The 17321-nt window shown below is 61.6% G+C and carries 13 protein-coding genes and 3 pseudogenes; 13 read left to right on the forward strand and 3 right to left on the reverse strand.

Annotation, left to right across the window (positions count from 1 at the left end):
- Positions 1–390 precede the first annotated feature (390 nt).
- Both X265_RS36045 and X265_RS36050 read left to right on the forward strand, forming a co-directional pair.
- On the forward strand, positions 391–1593 hold the full coding sequence (locus tag X265_RS36045) for an integrase core domain-containing protein (RefSeq protein ID WP_128929795.1): 1203 nt from the start codon (positions 391–393) through the stop codon (positions 1591–1593).
- A 1083-nt stretch (positions 1594–2676) separates the two neighbouring features.
- Positions 2677–3864, forward strand: coding sequence for an RHE_PE00001 family protein (locus X265_RS36050; protein ID WP_128929796.1), 1188 nt, complete (start codon positions 2677–2679; stop codon positions 3862–3864).
- Positions 3865–4454: 590 nt separating this feature from the next.
- On the opposite strand, the pseudogene X265_RS36055 reads toward X265_RS36050, so the two are convergent.
- Positions 4455–4805, reverse strand: a pseudogene (locus X265_RS36055) (transposase); the annotation flags it as partial.
- A gap of 38 nt (positions 4806–4843) precedes the next feature.
- Here X265_RS36055 and X265_RS36060 point away from each other — a divergent pair.
- The 8 genes and pseudogenes from X265_RS36060 (at position 4844) to X265_RS42390 (ending at position 13305) form a co-directional block, all read left to right on the forward strand.
- A complete protein-coding gene (locus X265_RS36060) occupies positions 4844–5008 on the forward strand; it encodes a Trm112 family protein (RefSeq protein ID WP_128929798.1) in 165 nt (54 codons plus the stop codon).
- 133 nt (positions 5009–5141) lie between these two features.
- Positions 5142–5480 carry a P-II family nitrogen regulator gene (gene glnK, locus X265_RS36065; protein ID WP_128929799.1) on the forward strand — a complete coding sequence of 113 codons (339 nt, stop codon included), beginning with the start codon at positions 5142–5144 and terminating at the stop codon, positions 5478–5480.
- A 1132-nt stretch (positions 5481–6612) separates the two neighbouring features.
- A complete protein-coding gene (locus X265_RS41670; RefSeq protein ID WP_232995619.1) occupies positions 6613–6816 on the forward strand; it encodes a hypothetical protein in 204 nt (67 codons plus the stop codon).
- A 75-nt stretch (positions 6817–6891) separates the two neighbouring features.
- Positions 6892–7263 carry a nickel-dependent hydrogenase large subunit gene (locus X265_RS41675; protein WP_232995620.1) on the forward strand — a complete coding sequence of 124 codons (372 nt, stop codon included), beginning with the start codon at positions 6892–6894 and terminating at the stop codon, positions 7261–7263.
- Positions 7264–7396: 133 nt separating this feature from the next.
- Entirely contained in the window at positions 7397–12118 is a 4722-nt protein-coding gene (gene gltB, locus X265_RS36075) for a glutamate synthase large subunit (protein ID WP_128955105.1), read from the forward strand.
- A gap of 317 nt (positions 12119–12435) precedes the next feature.
- Complete coding sequence (locus X265_RS42380; protein ID WP_371746377.1) at positions 12436–12765, forward strand: hypothetical protein; 330 nt, start codon at positions 12436–12438, stop codon at positions 12763–12765.
- A 48-nt stretch (positions 12766–12813) separates the two neighbouring features.
- Entirely contained in the window at positions 12814–13059 is a 246-nt protein-coding gene (locus X265_RS42385; RefSeq protein WP_371746376.1) for a hypothetical protein, read from the forward strand.
- Positions 13016–13305: pseudogene (locus X265_RS42390) on the forward strand (integrase core domain-containing protein). The gene X265_RS42385 and the pseudogene X265_RS42390 overlap by 44 nt, the downstream one beginning before the upstream one ends.
- A gap of 135 nt (positions 13306–13440) precedes the next feature.
- On the opposite strand, the gene X265_RS42010 reads toward X265_RS42390, so the two are convergent.
- Positions 13441–13572, reverse strand: a complete 132-nt coding sequence (locus X265_RS42010) for a hypothetical protein (protein WP_256438973.1) — start codon at positions 13570–13572, stop codon at positions 13441–13443.
- Between the two features lie 53 nt (positions 13573–13625).
- Complete coding sequence (locus X265_RS36085; RefSeq protein ID WP_128929800.1) at positions 13626–14483, reverse strand: hypothetical protein; 858 nt, start codon at positions 14481–14483, stop codon at positions 13626–13628.
- Between the two features lie 438 nt (positions 14484–14921).
- On the opposite strand from X265_RS36085, the pseudogene X265_RS36090 reads away from it, so the two are divergent.
- From X265_RS36090 to X265_RS36105, 3 genes and pseudogenes are all read left to right on the forward strand, one after another.
- Positions 14922–15760, forward strand: a pseudogene (locus tag X265_RS36090) (DUF2493 domain-containing protein); the annotation flags it as partial.
- An 8-nt stretch (positions 15761–15768) separates the two neighbouring features.
- Positions 15769–16380: a hypothetical protein gene (locus X265_RS36095; protein WP_308421719.1), complete on the forward strand. Its 612-nt coding sequence runs from the start codon at positions 15769–15771 to the stop codon at positions 16378–16380.
- Between the two features lie 554 nt (positions 16381–16934).
- The gene (locus X265_RS36105; protein ID WP_128929802.1) at positions 16935–17255 is read left to right on the forward strand and encodes a DUF736 domain-containing protein; all 321 of its coding nucleotides are present in this window, start codon (positions 16935–16937) and stop codon (positions 17253–17255) included.
- Positions 17256–17321 lie beyond the last annotated feature (66 nt).

Below are 17321 nucleotides of genomic sequence, written 5' to 3' on the forward strand. Positions count from 1 at the left end.
CTGATGCTCGCCGTTGGTTCAGGGCTACCTGGGCCACCCCGGACTCCTCCTTGGTCGCTCGGGGCTTCTGAGCCTAGCGAAACGAGCGGCAGGTGAACGGACCCCACGCTCCACGGTTGCCACGGCACTGTTGTCAGCTGACAACATGCGGGACAACTAGCGGCAAGGGAAACGGATGACGCCTGGAGACGGCGAATGGCGCTAGCGTTCGCGTTGCGCTGTCCAATCCATCAAGCGGGCAATGGTGCGGCACGAGCGAGGAATGCGCCACCCGCTGCTTGCATGCCGGGCGGGGGGCTGGATGGGTACAGACCGGGCTGAGTGCTGACAGATTAGACCGGGTTGATTCCTGACAGGCAAGGCTCGTCTGATTCGAAGGAGGATCAGGCGATGCCTTTCAGGGAGAGCAGTCCTGTGGAGGAGCGTGTCGCGTTGTTTCGAGAGTACGAGACGGGGGCATTTTCGGTGACGGAGCTGTGCGCGCGGCACGGCGTCAGCCGAGAGACGTTCTACGTCTGGAAGCGGCGTCGGGAGAGCGGGGAGCGGCGCTGGTTCGAGGAGCGCAGCCACGCGGCGGCGAGTTGCCCGCATGCGACGGCGGGGCGGCTGGCCGATCGCATCGTCGCGACGCGGCAGCGGTTTCCGCATTTCGGCCCGAAGAAGATCAAGGCATGGCTTGAGCATGAGCGGCCGGAGGTCGACTGGCCGGCAGCCTCGACGATCGGCGACATCCTGAAGCGTGAGGGCCTGGTCGAGGCGCGTCGGCGCCGACGCCGGGCGATTGCGCAAGGCGAGGTGGCGGCGCCGGCAAGCGCACCCAACGAAGAATGGGCGATCGACTTCAAGGGCTGGTTCCGAACCCGCGACGGCAACCGCTGCGATCCGCTGACCATCACCGATGCGGCGAGCCGCTATCTTATCGAAGTGCGCATCGTCGATCCGACGGGGGCGGGCGTCAGGAGCGCCCTGGAACGTGTTTTCAAGGACATCGGCCTTCCCGCCGCGATCCGCTCCGACAATGGTGCACCGTTTGGATCGACGGGGGCGGGCGGCCTTTCGGCGCTCTCGGTATGGTGGCTCAAGCTCGGTATCGAACCGCGCTACATCCCCCCGGCGAGCCCGCAGGACAACGGCCGGCACGAGCGCATGCACCGCACGCTGAAGGCCCAGACCACGAAGCCGCCCGCGGCAACGGTCGCCGAGCAGCAACGCCGCTTCGATGCCTTCCGCCACCACTTCAACCAGGAGCGGCCACATGAGGCGCTCGACCAGATGCCGCCCGTCAAACTCTGGCAGTCGCCCTCGCGCACCTTGCCACGCCGTCTCGATGACCCTTGGTACGACGCCGATCACGAGGTTCGCCGGGTGCGTCCCACCGGCGATATCAAATGGCGCGGCGAGCACGTTTTCGTTGGCGAGGCGCTCGCAGGTGAGCTCGTCGGCCTCTGTGAGCACGACACTAGCGGCCACCTCGTGCGCTTCTGCGGTCGCGATCTCGGGCTGATCAATTGCGAGCGGCGTTTCCTGCGCTTTGCTCCGCCGCGCGCGCGGCTCCGCATCGCGCAGGAAACGCCGCAGACAGGAGAACAATGATCGAATATTGTCAGGCATCAGCCCGGTCCAAAATGTCAGGAATCAACCCGGTGGACCATGCAACCCGCGCGATTGAAGTACTCGCATACCACGCCACTGCCCCCGAAGGGGCCTCCAACTTTTGGTCGAGCCTCGACAGTCCCAGCGGGGACTAGACTGCACCCCAAACCGACACAGATGGACTGGTCGGGTAAGGCGCTTGAGGAAACTACATTGTTGATCCGGCAATTTACCGCTCGGATGGATCCATCCCGCTCGAGACGATCCCCGCTCGGAACCGGCTCAAGAGCCTTTGTCTCGTAGTCTGCGGTCGGCCCCCGTACTGTTGTCAGCTGACAACATCTTGTGCGATGTGGGGGAGGGCAAAAGAGGCGCGATGAGAAAGCAGGCGAGTCGGCGTTGTCAGCTGACAACACCTCCTAGGTGATCTGCAGAATTCCGACGGGTCGCCCATTCGAGCACTTGTAGCCCGCGCGTCCGGCGAAACATGGTTAATGCATTTTAATGGTGAATCCGACACCAACACTTCGCAGCAAAACGTTGTCAGCTGACAACACAGCCTAGCTCAATCTAGGCCTTTGATACAGGCGTTCTCACGACTGGCCAGAGCGAGTGAAGGCCCGCGAAGCTCCAAATCGAACTACGGTTGGCTAATCGTTCGAACCCTTCTTGAAGAAGTCTCGTAACCGTTCTTTGACCATCCGCCGATACGCCGTTAGCTGGTCGGAACTGAACTCTTCAAGACGACCGTTGCCACGCCTACTCGCCAAATCTGGCTGCTATCTCCGCGAGGGGTAGTTCTCGATATGACCTTCGCACCGCCGCTACAGACTGCCTAATCATGCGCCAGACTCATGCGGGGCCCAGTGGGGGGCCATCGCCGCTTGTAGATGAGCCGCCCAGCAACTGCCCCCGCCGGTAGTAATGATGCCAACCGGGTTGCTCTACAGCTCTACAGGCGGACGGCCGAGGAAGGAGAATAGAGGCTAGGACTCCGACATCGGTTTAAAGACCGATCGGCACTAACGCTTGCACGCTCATCATAGCAGTTGAAGCTATGTCGCTATGACGGAAATTAGCGACATGATAGCTTCCGTGTCGCCGATTCTCATCAAAGTTATCAAGGCGTTGTCTAGTAGCTACAAAATACCAGAACCGTTGCCCTGGTCGGCGATTGCACTTCCGCTCGCAGCCGCGGAAGATGCTTTAGCCCGTCTAGATGAGCGCCTTGCGAAAAGCCCAATCCGAGACGGTTGGATTAGTCGGACGCACTTCACCGACGCATGCGCCACTCTATGGCTGGAAGGCGAACTCGTCCACCTCGAAGATCTCGTTCTTCATGACGCTGGCATGGATGTTCGTGCGCCAACTCACGAGCTGAGCCGAGCTCGCGATGTACTCCGCGCCCGCCGGCGCATTCACCGCGAGGGCCCCGACTGGGCTCTCTCGTCCGTCGGGATCACCGATCTGCGCGGGTTAGCCGGCACAAATGGAATAGAAGAGGAGGACTGCGAACCGCCGAACATCGGAACTACGCATCATGAGGCGGAGCAGGACAGCCATGTGCCGAGAACCCACGACTACTCTTCTGTAACTCAGAGCAATGACGGACTCGCGCAGGCTTTCGCAGAAATCGACGCCGCGATCGCCAAGACCGACCAGATCTTAACCAGCGATCTCCGTCGAATGACCGAGCGGGATCCACTGGTCTACGACCCCGATTGGGACGAAGAAAAGCGTCTTGCCGTCTGGAGACGCGGCCTTCAGCAAAGCAGGAGCCTGCCTCCGACGCTCGCGGCGGCCATTGCCGCGGACAGCTGGCGCAGTCTCGAGCCCCTTCAGCACCGACCCTGGCTTGGCCAGCTGCTTACGTCTGCGCTGCTAGGTCATCGGAGAAAAGCACGCTCACACCTGGCTTGCCTGCATGAGGGGCTGAAGACGATCCCGCGTGAGCGACGCCGCTCGCGCGACCTTGCAACCCGTCTCGTCGCGGAGCTTGAGGCCATCACGGCCGCTGGTGAGATTGGCCTGAAGACGCACGACAGGTGGCTGAACGAACGCACTCTGATGCTTCGAAGGGTGGCCGGCCATCGATCGACGTCGAAATTGCCGGCGCTTATCGATTACGTCTTCAGCCGGCCAGTCGTTTCTGCCGGCATGATCGCAGAAGAGCTGGATATCACACCGCGTGCAGCATTGAGTCTCGTAAATGAGCTTGGTCTGCGCGAGACCACTGGACGAGGGCGTTACCGAGCCTGGGGTGTTCTCTAAAAAAGATAACCTACCCGAGTGCCAGCAGACGACCAATCTGCCGGTTCCTAATGCCCGCAGGATCAACCCCGCCATCGAGAATTCCCGAGACTCTTGAAAAATACAGCTTGCGCCCAAGCGGGCCTCCGCACCGATTGATCCCCTCCTCCATGACTCGGACTCAACAAGAGAGATGGACAAACGGCCGATCTGCCGCAGGCTTCGTTCTCGTGACCTTGGAACGGCCTAAAGTCCTGCTGCCCATGCCGTTGCGGCGCTTGAGCTCGGCGGCTCTCCTAAGCTCAGCCTGCCGCGAACGGACAGGGGACTCGATGCTCGTGACCACCCACAGGCGAAAACGATAGCGGGTGGTGGGCTTGTCGATGGGGCTAAGGCCCATGTATCATCTGCATCCTTTCCTTGGGCTCCGGCGCTACGAGAATGACAGGGTATCCCGACCGCGGCAATCGTATCCCGTTGCGTGGTGTCGCTGGCGGCGATCACCGCGATCGTAGGCAGGAGCCGGGCAGATCAGCTGGCGATTGCCGGAGGGCTGAAGGCTGAAGGCTGCATCATTCATTGGCAGCGGTTTACAGAGTCATGCAACAGCCGCGTTGGACGGCCCATTCATCATTATTTTGCTCGAGCGGGATCGCGCCGATCAGGCGTACGATGGCGTCTTCGTTCAGGAAGATGCCGACCACCTCGGTGCACCGCTTAATCTCGTCGTTAAGGTCCTCGATTGGGTGGTGGAGTGCTGCTTGGTCCGGGGCTGCGGCGAGAAGGTCACATAGGCCAGCACATCGGTCCAAGCCTCGCCAGCAAGCGCGCAAGCTTGGGCAATTTTGGCGGAGCTGGTCGGCGACCTTGCACCATTGCGCCTTTTCTGTCTCCGCATCGTCTGGGCAAACGCAGTAGCAATGAACGCTGAGACGACGCGGCGTCCACTTTTTTGCCGGCATGCGCCGGGGCGTTGTTAGAGGCAATGCCGGAGACGCCGATGTCAGCGTCCGCCGAACGCCCTGAAATAGTGTTCGATCAAAAATTGCTGCAGATCCTCGTCTGCCCGCTGACTAAGGACCCGCTGGAATTTGGCTCGGCCAAGCAGGAGCTGATCTCGCGATCGCGCAAGTTCGCTGACCCGCCCGTTTTCATAATCCGTTAGGCAAAGCGGCGATCTGGCACGGGATTTGATCTCAAGAGCCTGGGTGCTCGGGTAGTGAAACTTTACCGTCGTGGCGAACAAGTCGAGAAACGCCCGGCCACTTCCGGGCCGGGCCCAAGCGGGGATAGAACCCATGAAAATGGTTATGGCAATTATCAAGCCATTCAAGCTGGAAGACGTCCGTGACGCCCTGACCGACATTGGTGTTCACGGTCTCACGGTGACAGAAGTCAAGGGATATGGCCGTCAGAAGGGCCATACGGAAATCTATCGCGGCGCCGAATATGCCGTGAACTTCCTGCCCAAGATCAAGATCGAGGTCGCTGTCGCTTCTGATCAGGTCGACAAGACCATCGAGGCCATCACGTCCGCTGCGAAAACCGGGCAGATCGGCGACGGCAAGATCTTCGTCATCAATCTCGTCCACGCGGTCCGCATCCGCACCGGAGAGACCGACGCCGCGGCCCTTTGATTTCGCGGCCTGGATCTACCTTTCGATAACCCGAGCTTCGGTGTGGTGCCGTGCCAGTTCGCGCGCAGTTCTTCCGGATCGGAACCGTGTTTTTCGCGAGATGCACCGCGGCCTATCGACAGCGGCTCGGGTCGCTGTAGTCCGATCGCGCAAACCGGCGCCGCACTCGCTAGAGCTGGCCCTCGATCGCTTTCTCGGAACCGGAAGCATCGCGTCGGGAGCATTCCTTCAATGCGGCGGAGGAACTCGGGCCGATTGCTGAGCAGCACGTCGTGCTGTTCAGCAGATCGCCTATGCGCCGCATTGCGGACCGTGTCACTAAAGGTACCGTCGCGTTCGCCAACAGTTTGGCACGTTCCAGACAGTAGGCGCGTTTGCGTTCCGACGGAAACGGGGCGGCCGTGTGGCGGTCGGCGATGATGTTTTTGAGCGTTGGGCATTCTCGTGATGAGCGCCACATCTGACCGCTTCCCGCGACAATGAGGCGCGGGAGAAGAATGCTTCGACCATGAGATTGTACCCTCGCGAGCTCCCGGGCATGCATGTAGAGGAGAGTGCCAAGCTACGATGGTCAACTTCTTGCAAAGTCCTTCGAACAACGTCGGCGCGTTTCGACATTCAGTCCAGGCGCCAGAGCATCACGCGGCGAAGTTTTCACAACTTATGCCGTCCCGCTGCAGCGAGCCTCGGGCTTTGACAGCTCGTAGCCGCCGTACTGCCTGAGCTCTTAAGACCAAGCTGCGCATCTGCGTAATCTGTATGCACGGGCTCAAGTGCACTTGCTGCCTGGAGAGCTTTATGCGGATCATCGCAAACCGCCGCTTAAGGAAGCGGGGCTGTCGATGATCTCGCTCGGCGCGACGGGCTATCATGGCGGCCGCTGGAGGCCAACCCGAGGCAATCTTTCCGGCAAATGCGGGCCAAATGTAAGGGCCAAGTACCTCGCGGCTCAAGACAATCCACCGCATCCAGACAAGTGCTAACGTCGCGGGCATTTCGATGCCGGCCGGTTGGCCGAGAATGGACGACGAGCAGGCTAGCAAGGGCTATTGCCTCTACAAAATGGCTGCAAGGGGAAACCACCTAACGCTTGCTCGACCAGAGTGCGCAGCAATTCGGTATTGAGAACACCATGGCGACGTTCGTCCATGCGGCATGTGATGGGGCTGAAATGCCTTACGAGCAAGCGCGGAAGCGCCGCCCACGAATTCAGTCGAACTCAGAGAGTACAATGATGGGCATTCAGACGCCCAACCGATTCACGCTCGGTAACTCCAGCGAGGGCGATCTTGTCGATCCGCTGACCAGGATCGAATTCACCTGCTTATCGAGGTGAATGTCGATTCCGATAATGTGATCCGCAACGCGGTCTCAACGAGACGATGCGGCGTGGTATTGGGCGCGCGATGCCTTGGCGTTCACCGAGCGAATTTGCTGGGTCTGTACCGGCACGCACGCGCCGGCACCTGCGCGCAGTAGTGAACCGCTTGGCATCGTCATCCGGGAGATTCCCAGTTTAAACCTGTTACATCATGCAACTATGCATGACTATCTCGTGCATTTTTTGTCACGTGCATGCTCTGGATTGGGCTGGCTTCGGTCGGCGCGGTCTTCGCAGTCGAGGCTGACGCCAAGGCGGCCTCAGCACTTGCGCAATCGATCTCATTCGTCGCGTTACTGCTCACCAGGCTCACCAGGCTCGTGCAAACAAAGAAACTCGATCCATTCAAGAGCGCATTTTCGAGGCACCCAGCGTACAAGCTTTCGCCGTAGGCGAACCTAATGGCGGTGGCACATTGCCTGCAGGCGCTCGATCTCTAGAAGGACGTCGACAAACTCCACGTGCTGTTACGGCGGCAAGAACCCGCATGCGAACTGGCTAGTTGGAGTGCACCCAATGTCGAAAGAGGAATACAATGAACGGGTCGCAATTCGAGCGCGGAAACATCGTGGCAGAAGAGCTGTCGGCGACGGTCGCCTCGAAAACGACCGATCCGATTCAGGAACACAATTCCCGCCCCAAAGCCGAAGGCCTGTACGATCCGAGCCTGGAGAAGGATTCCTGTGGCGTCGGCTTCATCGCCAACATCAAGGGCCAGAAGTCGCATGAGATCGTCTCGGATGCGCTGAGCATCCTCTGCAATCTCGAGCATCGCGGCGCCGTCGGCGCCGACCCGCGCGCCGGTGACGGCGCCGGCATCCTGGTGCAGATCCCGCACGCCTTCTTCAGCCGCAAGGCCAAGGAGAACAAGTTCGAGCTACCCGCGCCGGGTGAATACGCCATCGGCGCGCTGTTCATGCCGCGCGACACCGCCTGGCGCAACGTCATCAAGAGCATCATCGCCGACCAGATCAAGGCGGAGGGCCTGACCCTGCTCGGCTGGCGCGACGTGCCGACCGACAATTCCTCGCTCGGCGTCACCGTGAAGCCGACCGAGCCTGCCTGCATGCAGGTGTTCATCGGCCGCAATGGCGTTGCCAAGACCGAGGACGAGTTCGAGCGCCGGCTCTACATCCTGCGCAAGTCGATCTCGCAGGCGATCTACCAGCGCCGCGACCGCGGCCTCGCCGGCTATTACCCCTGCTCGATGTCCTGCCGCACCGTGATCTACAAGGGCATGTTCCTCGCCGACCAGCTCGGCAAGTACTACCCTGATCTGCACGAGAAGGATTTCGAGAGCGCGCTGGCGCTGGTGCATCAGCGCTTCTCGACCAACACCTTCCCGGCCTGGTCGCTGGCGCACCCCTATCGCATGATCGCGCATAACGGCGAGATCAACACGTTGCGCGGCAACACCAACTGGATGGCGGCGCGCCAGGCTTCGGTGAGCTCCGAGCTGTACGGCAAGGACATCAGCCGGCTCTGGCCGATCTCCTACGAGGGACAGTCGGACACCGCCTGCTTCGACAACGCGCTGGAATTCCTGGTGCAGGGCGGCTACTCGCTGCCGCACGCCGTCATGATGATGATTCCGGAGGCGTGGGCCGGCAATCCGCTGATGGATGAGAAGCGCCGCGCCTTCTACGAATATCACGCCGCGCTGATGGAGCCGTGGGACGGCCCGGCCGCGATCGCCTTCACCGACGGCCGCCAGATCGGCGCCACGCTCGACCGCAACGGATTGCGGCCGGCGCGCTATCTCGTGACCAAGGACGACCGCATCGTGATGGCGTCCGAAATGGGCGTGCTGACCATCCCCGAGGACCAGATCATCACCAAGTGGCGCCTGCAGCCCGGCAAGATGCTGCTGGTCGACCTCGAACAGGGCCGCCTGATTCCCGACGACGAGATCAAGGCCGAGCTCGCCAAGAGCCATCCCTACAAGGAGTGGCTGGAGCGGACCCAGATCGTGCTGGAAGACCTGCCGAAGGTGCCGACCACGGGCGTGCGATCCAACCTCTCGCTGCTCGATCGCCAGCAGGCGTTCGGCTACAGCCAGGAAGACATCGCGATCCTGATGACGCCGATGGCGGCCACGGGGGAGGAAGCCGCGGGCTCGATGGGCAACGACACGCCGATCTCGGCGCTGTCGGACAAGGCCAAGCCGCTGTTCACCTATTTCAAGCAGAACTTCGCCCAGGTCACCAATCCGCCGATCGACCCCATCCGCGAGGAGCTGGTGATGAGCCTCGTCTCGATCATCGGGCCACTGCCGAACCTGTTCGACCTGCAGGGCATGGCCACCACCAAGCGCCTCGAAGTCCGTCAGCCGATCCTGACCGATGCGGACCTGGAAAAGATCCGCTCGATCCCGGAAGTGGCCGAGTCGCACTTCAAGCCGCGCACGCTGGACACCACGTTCCACGCCGGCCTCGGTGCGGCGGGTATGGACCAGGTGCTGGACGAGCTCTGCGCACGCGCGGAAGTCGCCGTGCGCGAAGGTGTCAACATCATCATCCTGTCCGACCGCATGGTCGGCACCGACCGGGTGCCGATCCCCTCGCTGCTGGCCTGCGCCTCCGTGCATCATCATTTGATCCGCACGGGCCTGCGCACCTCGGTTGGCCTCGTCGTCGAATCCGGCGAGCCGCGCGAAGTGCACCACTTCGCTTGCCTTGCCGGCTACGGCGCCGAAGCGATCAATCCTTACCTCGCGTTCGAAACCATCATCGCGATGAAGGACCGCCTGCCCGGCTCGCTCGACGACTACGAGATCGTCAAGCGCTACATCAAGTCGATCGGCAAGGGGCTGCTCAAGGTGATGTCCAAGATGGGCATCTCGACCTACCAGTCCTATTGCGGCGCGCAGATCTTCGACGCGGTCGGCCTCAAGGCGGATTTCGTCGGCAAGTTCTTTGCCGGCACGCATACCCGCGTCGAGGGTGTCGGTCTTGGCGAGATCGCGGAAGAGGCGGTGCGCCGCCATGCCGACGCGTTCGGCGAGGCTCAGGTCTACAAGACCGCGCTCGATGTCGGCGGCGAATATGCCTATCGCAGCCGCGGCGAGGACCATGCCTGGACCGCCGAGTCGGTCGGCCTGCTGCAGCATGCCGCGCGCGGCAATTCGCTGGAGCGCTATCGCGCCTTCGCCAAGATCCTCAACGAACAGTCGGAGCGTCTGCTGACGCTGCGCGGCCTGTTCCGGATCAAGAACGCGGAGGAAGAAAAGCGCAAGCCGGTGCCGCTCGACCAGGTCGAGCCGGCCAAGGACATCGTCAGACGTTTCGCCACCGGCGCGATGAGCTTCGGCTCGATCTCGCGCGAGGCGCACACCACGCTCGCGATCGCCATGAACCGGATCGGCGGCAAGTCGAACACCGGTGAAGGCGGCGAGGAAGCCGACCGCTTCAAGCCGATGCCGAACGGCGATTCCATGCGCTCGGCGATCAAGCAGGTCGCCTCGGGCCGCTTCGGCGTCACCACGGAGTATCTCGTCAACTCCGACATGATGCAGATCAAGATGGCGCAGGGTGCCAAGCCCGGCGAAGGCGGCCAGCTGCCCGGCCACAAGGTCGACGCCACCATCGCCAAGGTCCGGCACTCGACGCCGGGCGTCGGCCTGATCTCGCCGCCGCCGCACCACGACATCTACTCGATCGAGGATCTGGCGCAGCTCATCTACGACCTCAAGAACGTCAACCCGACGGGCGACGTCTCGGTCAAGCTGGTCTCCGAGATCGGCGTCGGCACGGTCGCCGCGGGCGTCGCCAAGGCGCGCGCCGACCATGTCACCATCGCGGGCTTCGAGGGCGGCACCGGCGCTTCGCCGCTGACCTCGATCAAGCACGCCGGCTCGCCGTGGGAGATCGGCCTTGCCGAGACCCATCAGACGCTGGTCCGCGAGCGGCTGCGCAGCCGCATCGTGGTCCAGGTCGACGGCGGCTTCCGCACCGGACGTGACGTCGTGATCGGTGCGCTGCTCGGGGCCGACGAGTTCGGCTTCGCCACCGCGCCCTTGATCGCGGCCGGCTGCATCATGATGCGCAAGTGCCATCTCAACACCTGCCCGGTCGGCGTCGCGACCCAGGACCCCGTCCTGCGCAAGCGCTTCACCGGCCAGCCCGAGCACGTCATCAACTACTTCTTCTTCGTCGCCGAGGAAGTGCGCGAGATCATGGCCTCGCTCGGCTTCCGCACCTTCAACGAGATGGTCGGCCAGGTTCAGCTGCTCGACCAGACCAGGCTGGTCGCGCACTGGAAGGCCAAGGGCCTCGACTTCTCCAAGCTGTTCGTCAAGCAGAAGGAAGAGAAGGGCCAGAAGATCTATCACTCCGAGCGCCAGAACCATCATCTGGAGGCTGTGCTCGACCGCACGCTGATCGAGAAGGCGACGCCTGCGCTCGACCGCGGCGCGCCGGTGAAGATCGAGGCCAAGATCAACAGCACCAACCGCTCTGCCGGCGCGATGTTGTCGGGCGTGGTCGCCAAGATCTACGGCCATGCCGGGCTGCCGCACGACACCATCCATGTCGGCCTCAAGGGCACTGCCGGCCAGGCCTTCGGCGCGTGGCTGGCGCAGGGCGTCACCTTCGAGCTCGAAGGTGAAGCCAACGACTATGTCGGCAAGGGGCTCTCGGGCGGCAAGATCATCGTCAGGCCGCCGGCCAACAGCGGCATCGTGCCGGAAGAGAGCATCATCGTCGGCAACACCGTGATGTACGGCGCCATTCAGGGCGAGTGCTACTTCCGCGGCATCGCCGGCGAACGCTTTGCCGTGCGCAATTCCGGCGCGGTGGCGGTGGTCGAGGGCGCGGGCGACCATTGCTGCGAATACATGACCGGCGGCATCGTGGTCGTGCTCGGCAAGACCGGGCGCAACTTCGCGGCCGGCATGTCCGGCGGCATCGCCTATGTGCTGGACGAGACCGGTGACTTCGACAAGCTGTGCAATCTGTCGATGGTCGAGCTCGAGCCGGTGCTGTCGGAAGAGCTGATCAACGCCGGCACCTACAACCACTCCGGTGACCTCGAGGCGCATGGCCGGGTCGACGTCTTCAAGAACCTGCTCGACTCCGACGTCGAGCGGCTTCACGTCCTGATCTCGCGCCACGCCAAGGCGACCGGCTCCAAGCGCGCCGCCGATATCCTTGCCAACTGGAAGGAATGGCTGCCTAAATTCCGCAAGGTGATGCCGGTCGAGTACCGGCGCGCGCTGCGCGAACTGGCCGCCAACGCGGACGCCGAGCCGAAAATCTAAATCGGGGCGTAAGAAAACGATCTCATGGTGAGTGGGGCGCGAAGACCGCCTCGTAAATACACAAGGCCGTCGCCGACAGCTTTAATTACCAAATCAAACTGATCGCGATGCAACATTGAGGCGTGTTAGGCCTCGCCAGACGGACCGTGTTTCTTGGCGGCGGATCGAGGTCAAGCGACTGAAGACGCTGGAGGAGGAGAATGCGAAGCTGAAGAAGCTTCTGGCCGAGCAGATTCGATGCGGCTGCCCTTCGCGAGCTCCTTTCAAAGAAGGGGAGGGGGCCCCCCCGCCACGCGCGCTGCCGTCTGCAGGCTGTCATGAGCCTGTCGGTGCGGAGCGCCTGCTCAATCATCAGCGCGGACCGGAAGATGATCCGCTATCAGTCCAGCCGCCCGCTGGATGCGGAGCTGCGCGGCCGGTTGCGCGATCTCGCCACCGGGCGGCGGCGGTCGTTCGGCTACCGCCGGGTGTTCGTCCTCTTACGACGGGAAGCAGAGCCATGGGGGATCAGCCGGATCTACCGGCATTATCGGGAAGAAGCACTCGCGTCCGCAAGCGGTGAGCTCGCCGCAAGGCCGTGGGGACCCGGCCCCGATTCTGGTGCAGGCCAGGCCCAATGCACGCTGGTCGCTGGACTTCGTTCATGACCAGTTCGGCATGGACGGCACTTCCGCATTCTCAACATCGTCGATGACGTGACCAAAAAGTGCCGGGGGGCTGTTCCGGATACGTCGGTCTCGGGCCAGCGCGTCGCCCGCGAGCTGACGTTCGTCGAGCGACGGGGCAAGCTACGGATGATCGTGTCCGACCATGGCACCGAGTTTCACCTCCAATGCCATGCTGCCTGGTGCAAAGGACACAATCATCGACTGGTACTTCATTGCGCCCAAAAAGCCGATGCAGAACGGCTTCATCGAAAGCTCCAACGGCTCGATGCGTGACGAACTCCTGAACAAGACCCCGTTTTCGATCTTGACGACACCCGCGCCAAGATCGTCCGCTGGGTCGCTGACTACGATATCCGGCGCCCTCACTCGTCGCTAAATACCTCACCCAGCGGCCTATGCCGTCCAACTCACCGCAAGGACGACCGGTTACGCAAACCCGACCAGCTCCGCCGATCGTCCGCTGCTACACACGCGCCGCTCAGCGTACAAAACCCTGAGCCTCTAACCGCTGCCGGATGAGTGGCAGGTCATGCCGATTATACAAGGATTGATCTGTCCAGGATCAACTTATCGCCCCGCCGCTCGGGGTACTGCGATGCGTCTCGTTTGGATGCCGAGCCACGAGATGCTTGCGGATTTCCAGGCTGTTATGGCTCAAGCCGAAGGTAAGAACTGCTGAATCGCGCGCTGTTGGCATGTGATCACCAAACAGTTGCGGGGAGACTTGATATGAATGGGCTGCTTCATCAGGTCTGACAGCTGTTTAACTGCATCGATGATCATCACTGGTCGACTCCCGGCGGACCTCCTGATGTGAGGCGGCCTAATGGGCACGTCACCTACGACTCGCTGGAGAGTTTGATTGATTGTCTCACTAGCGACGCGCCGATCAGACGAGTGACTCCTCGCCTTCCGTATTTGAAAGGAACAATCAGGCGTTGGTACGACAGCTGAACTTTGTCGTTCAAATGGGGGCGAAGAATCTTGGCATCGACCTCATCTAGGCGAGGTTGGTGCGTTTCTAGGACGGACTCGTACATACGATGCACCCATCGCCCATATTCATAATCCGGTTGTTCATCAACCGGAATGCCGGGCGCATTCTCCCGCCAGGTCTTGCTGAAGATTTCGAAGCCGGCTCCGAGATCGATAATGGTGAGGCGACCAGCCACGGCCTCAATTGCGGCGAACCTGACCGCGGCTGGGGAGCACAACGCCTTCTTCAGAGCTGTCAGATCGGCGGTTCGGTCCGAACAGTCCCAGTAGGACAAAAGCATGGATAGTGGACCTTGGCAGCCTACCAAAGTCTCAATCGGCATCTGCCTGTATCGAATGTTTGTCGCCGCTCGCTGGCAAGGCTCGCCTAGCCGCTGATTTATATATGTGACCGCTTGCGAACGAGTTGAAAACAACTTGTCGGCGAGGTCTACCGAATTTGAAATGACCATTCGCTCCACCCCAAGGTCGCTGACAAGATTGATCGCCGCAGCAACGCTGACTGGGGTGGCAGTCTCAAACCGGATTCGTATCTGTGCCGACCCGGGGCGGAACAGAGCAACTGTCACGAAACCCATATTATTGATGAGATAACTCAGGAAATCGAATTCGGTCACTGGGTAGTGTAGAAAACATTTACGCAGAGCTGAAGAACATGCGTCCCAAGCGTGGCCGCGATCGTCCAGTACGATTGTCCGCATGAGGGCCTCACGGCAAATCTGAGTGCCATTGTTTGCGCCAACTATGCGACTACAAAACATCGCGCCCGCGCGCTTGCACAGTACCGCCGGCAGCTGGCAGCTGCGAAACAAGATGCCAATCCAATGCAAGCATCAACCTGCCGAAGTTGGTAGCCCAGAATGGGCCCGCACGACGGGACCTCATTGGCTGCGGGACATTCCTACCAGGGCTGGTCATTGATCGTCTGTAGCGGTCGTGTATCAACTCGTGAATGATGAAAACGGTCGGGAAATGGTCGTCTGATACTGAAATCAGTCGCCGAACAACCCGCAGAGAGTTCTTATGCATTTCCAGTCAATATCGCTCATCCCCGACACTCACGACGATCTGATTCTAATCCCCAGGGTCGAGGCGGAGATCGCGCGATATGGCATGAATGAGAGGCTGAGTCGCGCCTATACCGTCCCTTCGACGATCAGCCCGATCCAAGGCCGCTACCGGAGACCAGGATCATTACCGGCGCTGTTGCAGACATGTTTGACGCGCTGGTTGCGTCATTGAGCGATACCCGGCTGGAGCCCGACCTCGATGATCTCCTCTGGCCGACGGTCAACCTGTTCCATCGCGCCGTCGAACGCATCGAGCGCCAGCTCGACGTCAACGAACAGGCGCAGCAGAAGAGCCAGCGCGAGCAGAACGGCTCGGAAGTGCGCTCGGTCGAGCTTGAGCGCCTAACCGCCGAGGGCATCTCGCTGATCGAGCGCCGCAACTGTCTCGAACTCTTCCGCGACCAGGCGATCGAGCGCTTCGAAGTCCACACGGGGTCTGCTTGGCGCCCACGGTCGGGATCACTGGTCAGCCATCGCACGCTCACCGCGGCGATAATCGATTCCCGCGACTTCATCGCAGCCAAGCGCCGCTCGGAAACCGAGATCATGGTGCCGCCGGGTCCGAAGATCGCCCTGACCGGTGGGCTCGACTTCAACGACTATAGCCTCGTCTGGGATCGGCTCGACAAGGTGCACGCCAAGCATCCCGACATGGTTCTGCTGCACAGCGCTTCACCGAAAGGCGCCGAGCTGATCGGCTCCAAATGGGCAACCAGCAAGTGCCACAGATCGCATTCAAACCGGATTGGACCAAACACGCCAAGGCAGCGCCCTTCAAGCGCAATGACGCGATGCTCGAACTGCTGCCGATCGGCGTCCTGCATTTCCCCGGCACGGGCATTCAGGACAACCTTGCCGATAAGGCAAAGCGGCTTGGCATTCCGGTCTGGAAGTTTGGCGGCGCGTGAGCGCCGTCTTGCCGTCAACCGACGAGTGGCGAGGCCGCACCCGCCGTAACTCCGCCTCGTTTTGTTTATACGTCGGCGGCTGGGCTGCGGTGGTGGTGGAAGGCGCGAGCGCTCACACGCGTGCCTTGGAGCCACCACCATGCTCGCCCTCGGGCTTCTTCTCAATATTGCTGGTATCGGCCTATTTGCTGGCTGATCGTTGTGCTAGCGGTCTATGCGCTGCGCTTTTTGTTGCGATCAATATCGGATTGATGGCGTTCAACAGCGGTGCGGGCATTGTCGGCGCACTGCTCGTCGGCACAGTTTGCGCTGTGCTCACACTCGCAGCCGGCCAGCTGGCCATTACCCTTAGCCGCCACGTGGCCCTGCGACTTGCAATTGCGGCCGTGTTCGTCGTTCCCGCGGCCGTTGCCGGCTATCACGTGGTGTTCGCGCTCTCACAGATCGGAGCGCCGTCGCTGGCTTGGCGCGAGGTCTTCGCATGGCTGGGCGCGGTTTGCATCGGCTCGTCAACATTCACGCGCTTGACGCTCATCTCGAAGACCCGCCCGATCGAGCCGGAAAGGACGGGCGGAGAGCCGTCCCGCCCCGTTCTCACGGCCGCGGCAAACGAGGGATGAACTTTCCGCGCTTTTGTCGTCGAACAGGTCGCAGAATAAGCACCCTCGACGATGGATGATGCTCACCAGAGCAGAGGAGGCGGACGGTCCTCTCAGAAACCTTCGAACACGTGCTGGAGATTTCCGATCCGGCACACATAGCTGCCACGGCTGGACCCGCCGCACCGCTTGACCGCTTTGCCGGGACGATGCCGCCCATTCCCGCAGATTGTTTCTCTTCCTTCCCGAACCGTTCCGACCTCTTGTGCAGAGGAACCGAAATTCGCCAAGCTTCTCCCCGGGTTTGAGGTTCAGCACGCGGACGCACGAGGCCTCTTTGATGGCTCGATCTGGCCGAAGACCGGCTGCGCCTCGATCGGCTGAGCCGCAACGCCGTTGCTGCGACTTTCTTCCCCTGGGCTCACGCCCATTCCTCGCGAGACAAGAAAGTCTCTTCAACGGCGTCCTCCGCTGCGCTTCAGCCCGCGAGCGGGTGCGTCGCCGATCGTCCTCGCCCTTGAGATCGCCATCGAGGCCGCGGTGGTCGCGGGCTCGAAACACAACGGAGAAGCAAGATGGCTAATATCGGAACTTTCAAGAAGGTCGGCAATGATTTCCAGGGCGAGATCGTCACGCTGAGCTTGCAGGCTAGGGGCGTCCGCATCGTCGCCGAGACCAACCGCTCCAACGAGAACGCGCCCAGCCACCGCATCTATGTGGGTCGGGCCGAGATCGGCGCAGCCTGGTCGAAGCGCTCCGAAGAGGGCCGCGACTACCTCTCGATCAAGCTTGACGATCCCTCCTTCAACGCGCCGATCTACGCGAGCCTGTTCGACGACGAAGGTGGCGAGGGCTACAACCTGCTCTGGTCCCGGCCGCGCAAGAACGGCGAGTGAGATCCTCCGCCAAGCCCCGCCCGGTTCGCCGGGCGGGGTAATATCTCCATCGGAGAAGCATCTCGC

The sequence above is a fragment of the Bradyrhizobium guangdongense genome (assembly GCF_004114975.1).
GTDB classification, from domain to species: Bacteria; Pseudomonadota; Alphaproteobacteria; order Rhizobiales; family Xanthobacteraceae; genus Bradyrhizobium; species Bradyrhizobium guangdongense.

Coding starts and splice junctions, on each gene's coding strand:
- gltB (WP_128955105.1), top strand. CDS start 7,397: ATGAACGGGTCGCAATTCGAGCGCGGAAACATCGTGGCAGAAGAGCTG.
- X265_RS36105 (WP_128929802.1), top strand. CDS start 16,935: ATGGCTAATATCGGAACTTTCAAGAAGGTCGGCAATGATTTCCAGGGC.
- glnK (WP_128929799.1), top strand. CDS start 5,142: ATGAAAATGGTTATGGCAATTATCAAGCCATTCAAGCTGGAAGACGTC.
- X265_RS41670 (WP_232995619.1), top strand. CDS start 6,613: ATGGCGACGTTCGTCCATGCGGCATGTGATGGGGCTGAAATGCCTTAC.
- X265_RS36060 (WP_128929798.1), top strand. CDS start 4,844: ATGTCAGCGTCCGCCGAACGCCCTGAAATAGTGTTCGATCAAAAATTG.
- X265_RS36050 (WP_128929796.1), top strand. CDS start 2,677: ATGATAGCTTCCGTGTCGCCGATTCTCATCAAAGTTATCAAGGCGTTG.
- X265_RS36085 (WP_128929800.1), bottom strand. CDS start 14,483: ATGCGGACAATCGTACTGGACGATCGCGGCCACGCTTGGGACGCATGT.
- X265_RS42380 (WP_371746377.1), top strand. CDS start 12,436: ATGAGCCTGTCGGTGCGGAGCGCCTGCTCAATCATCAGCGCGGACCGG.
- X265_RS36045 (WP_128929795.1), top strand. CDS start 391: ATGCCTTTCAGGGAGAGCAGTCCTGTGGAGGAGCGTGTCGCGTTGTTT.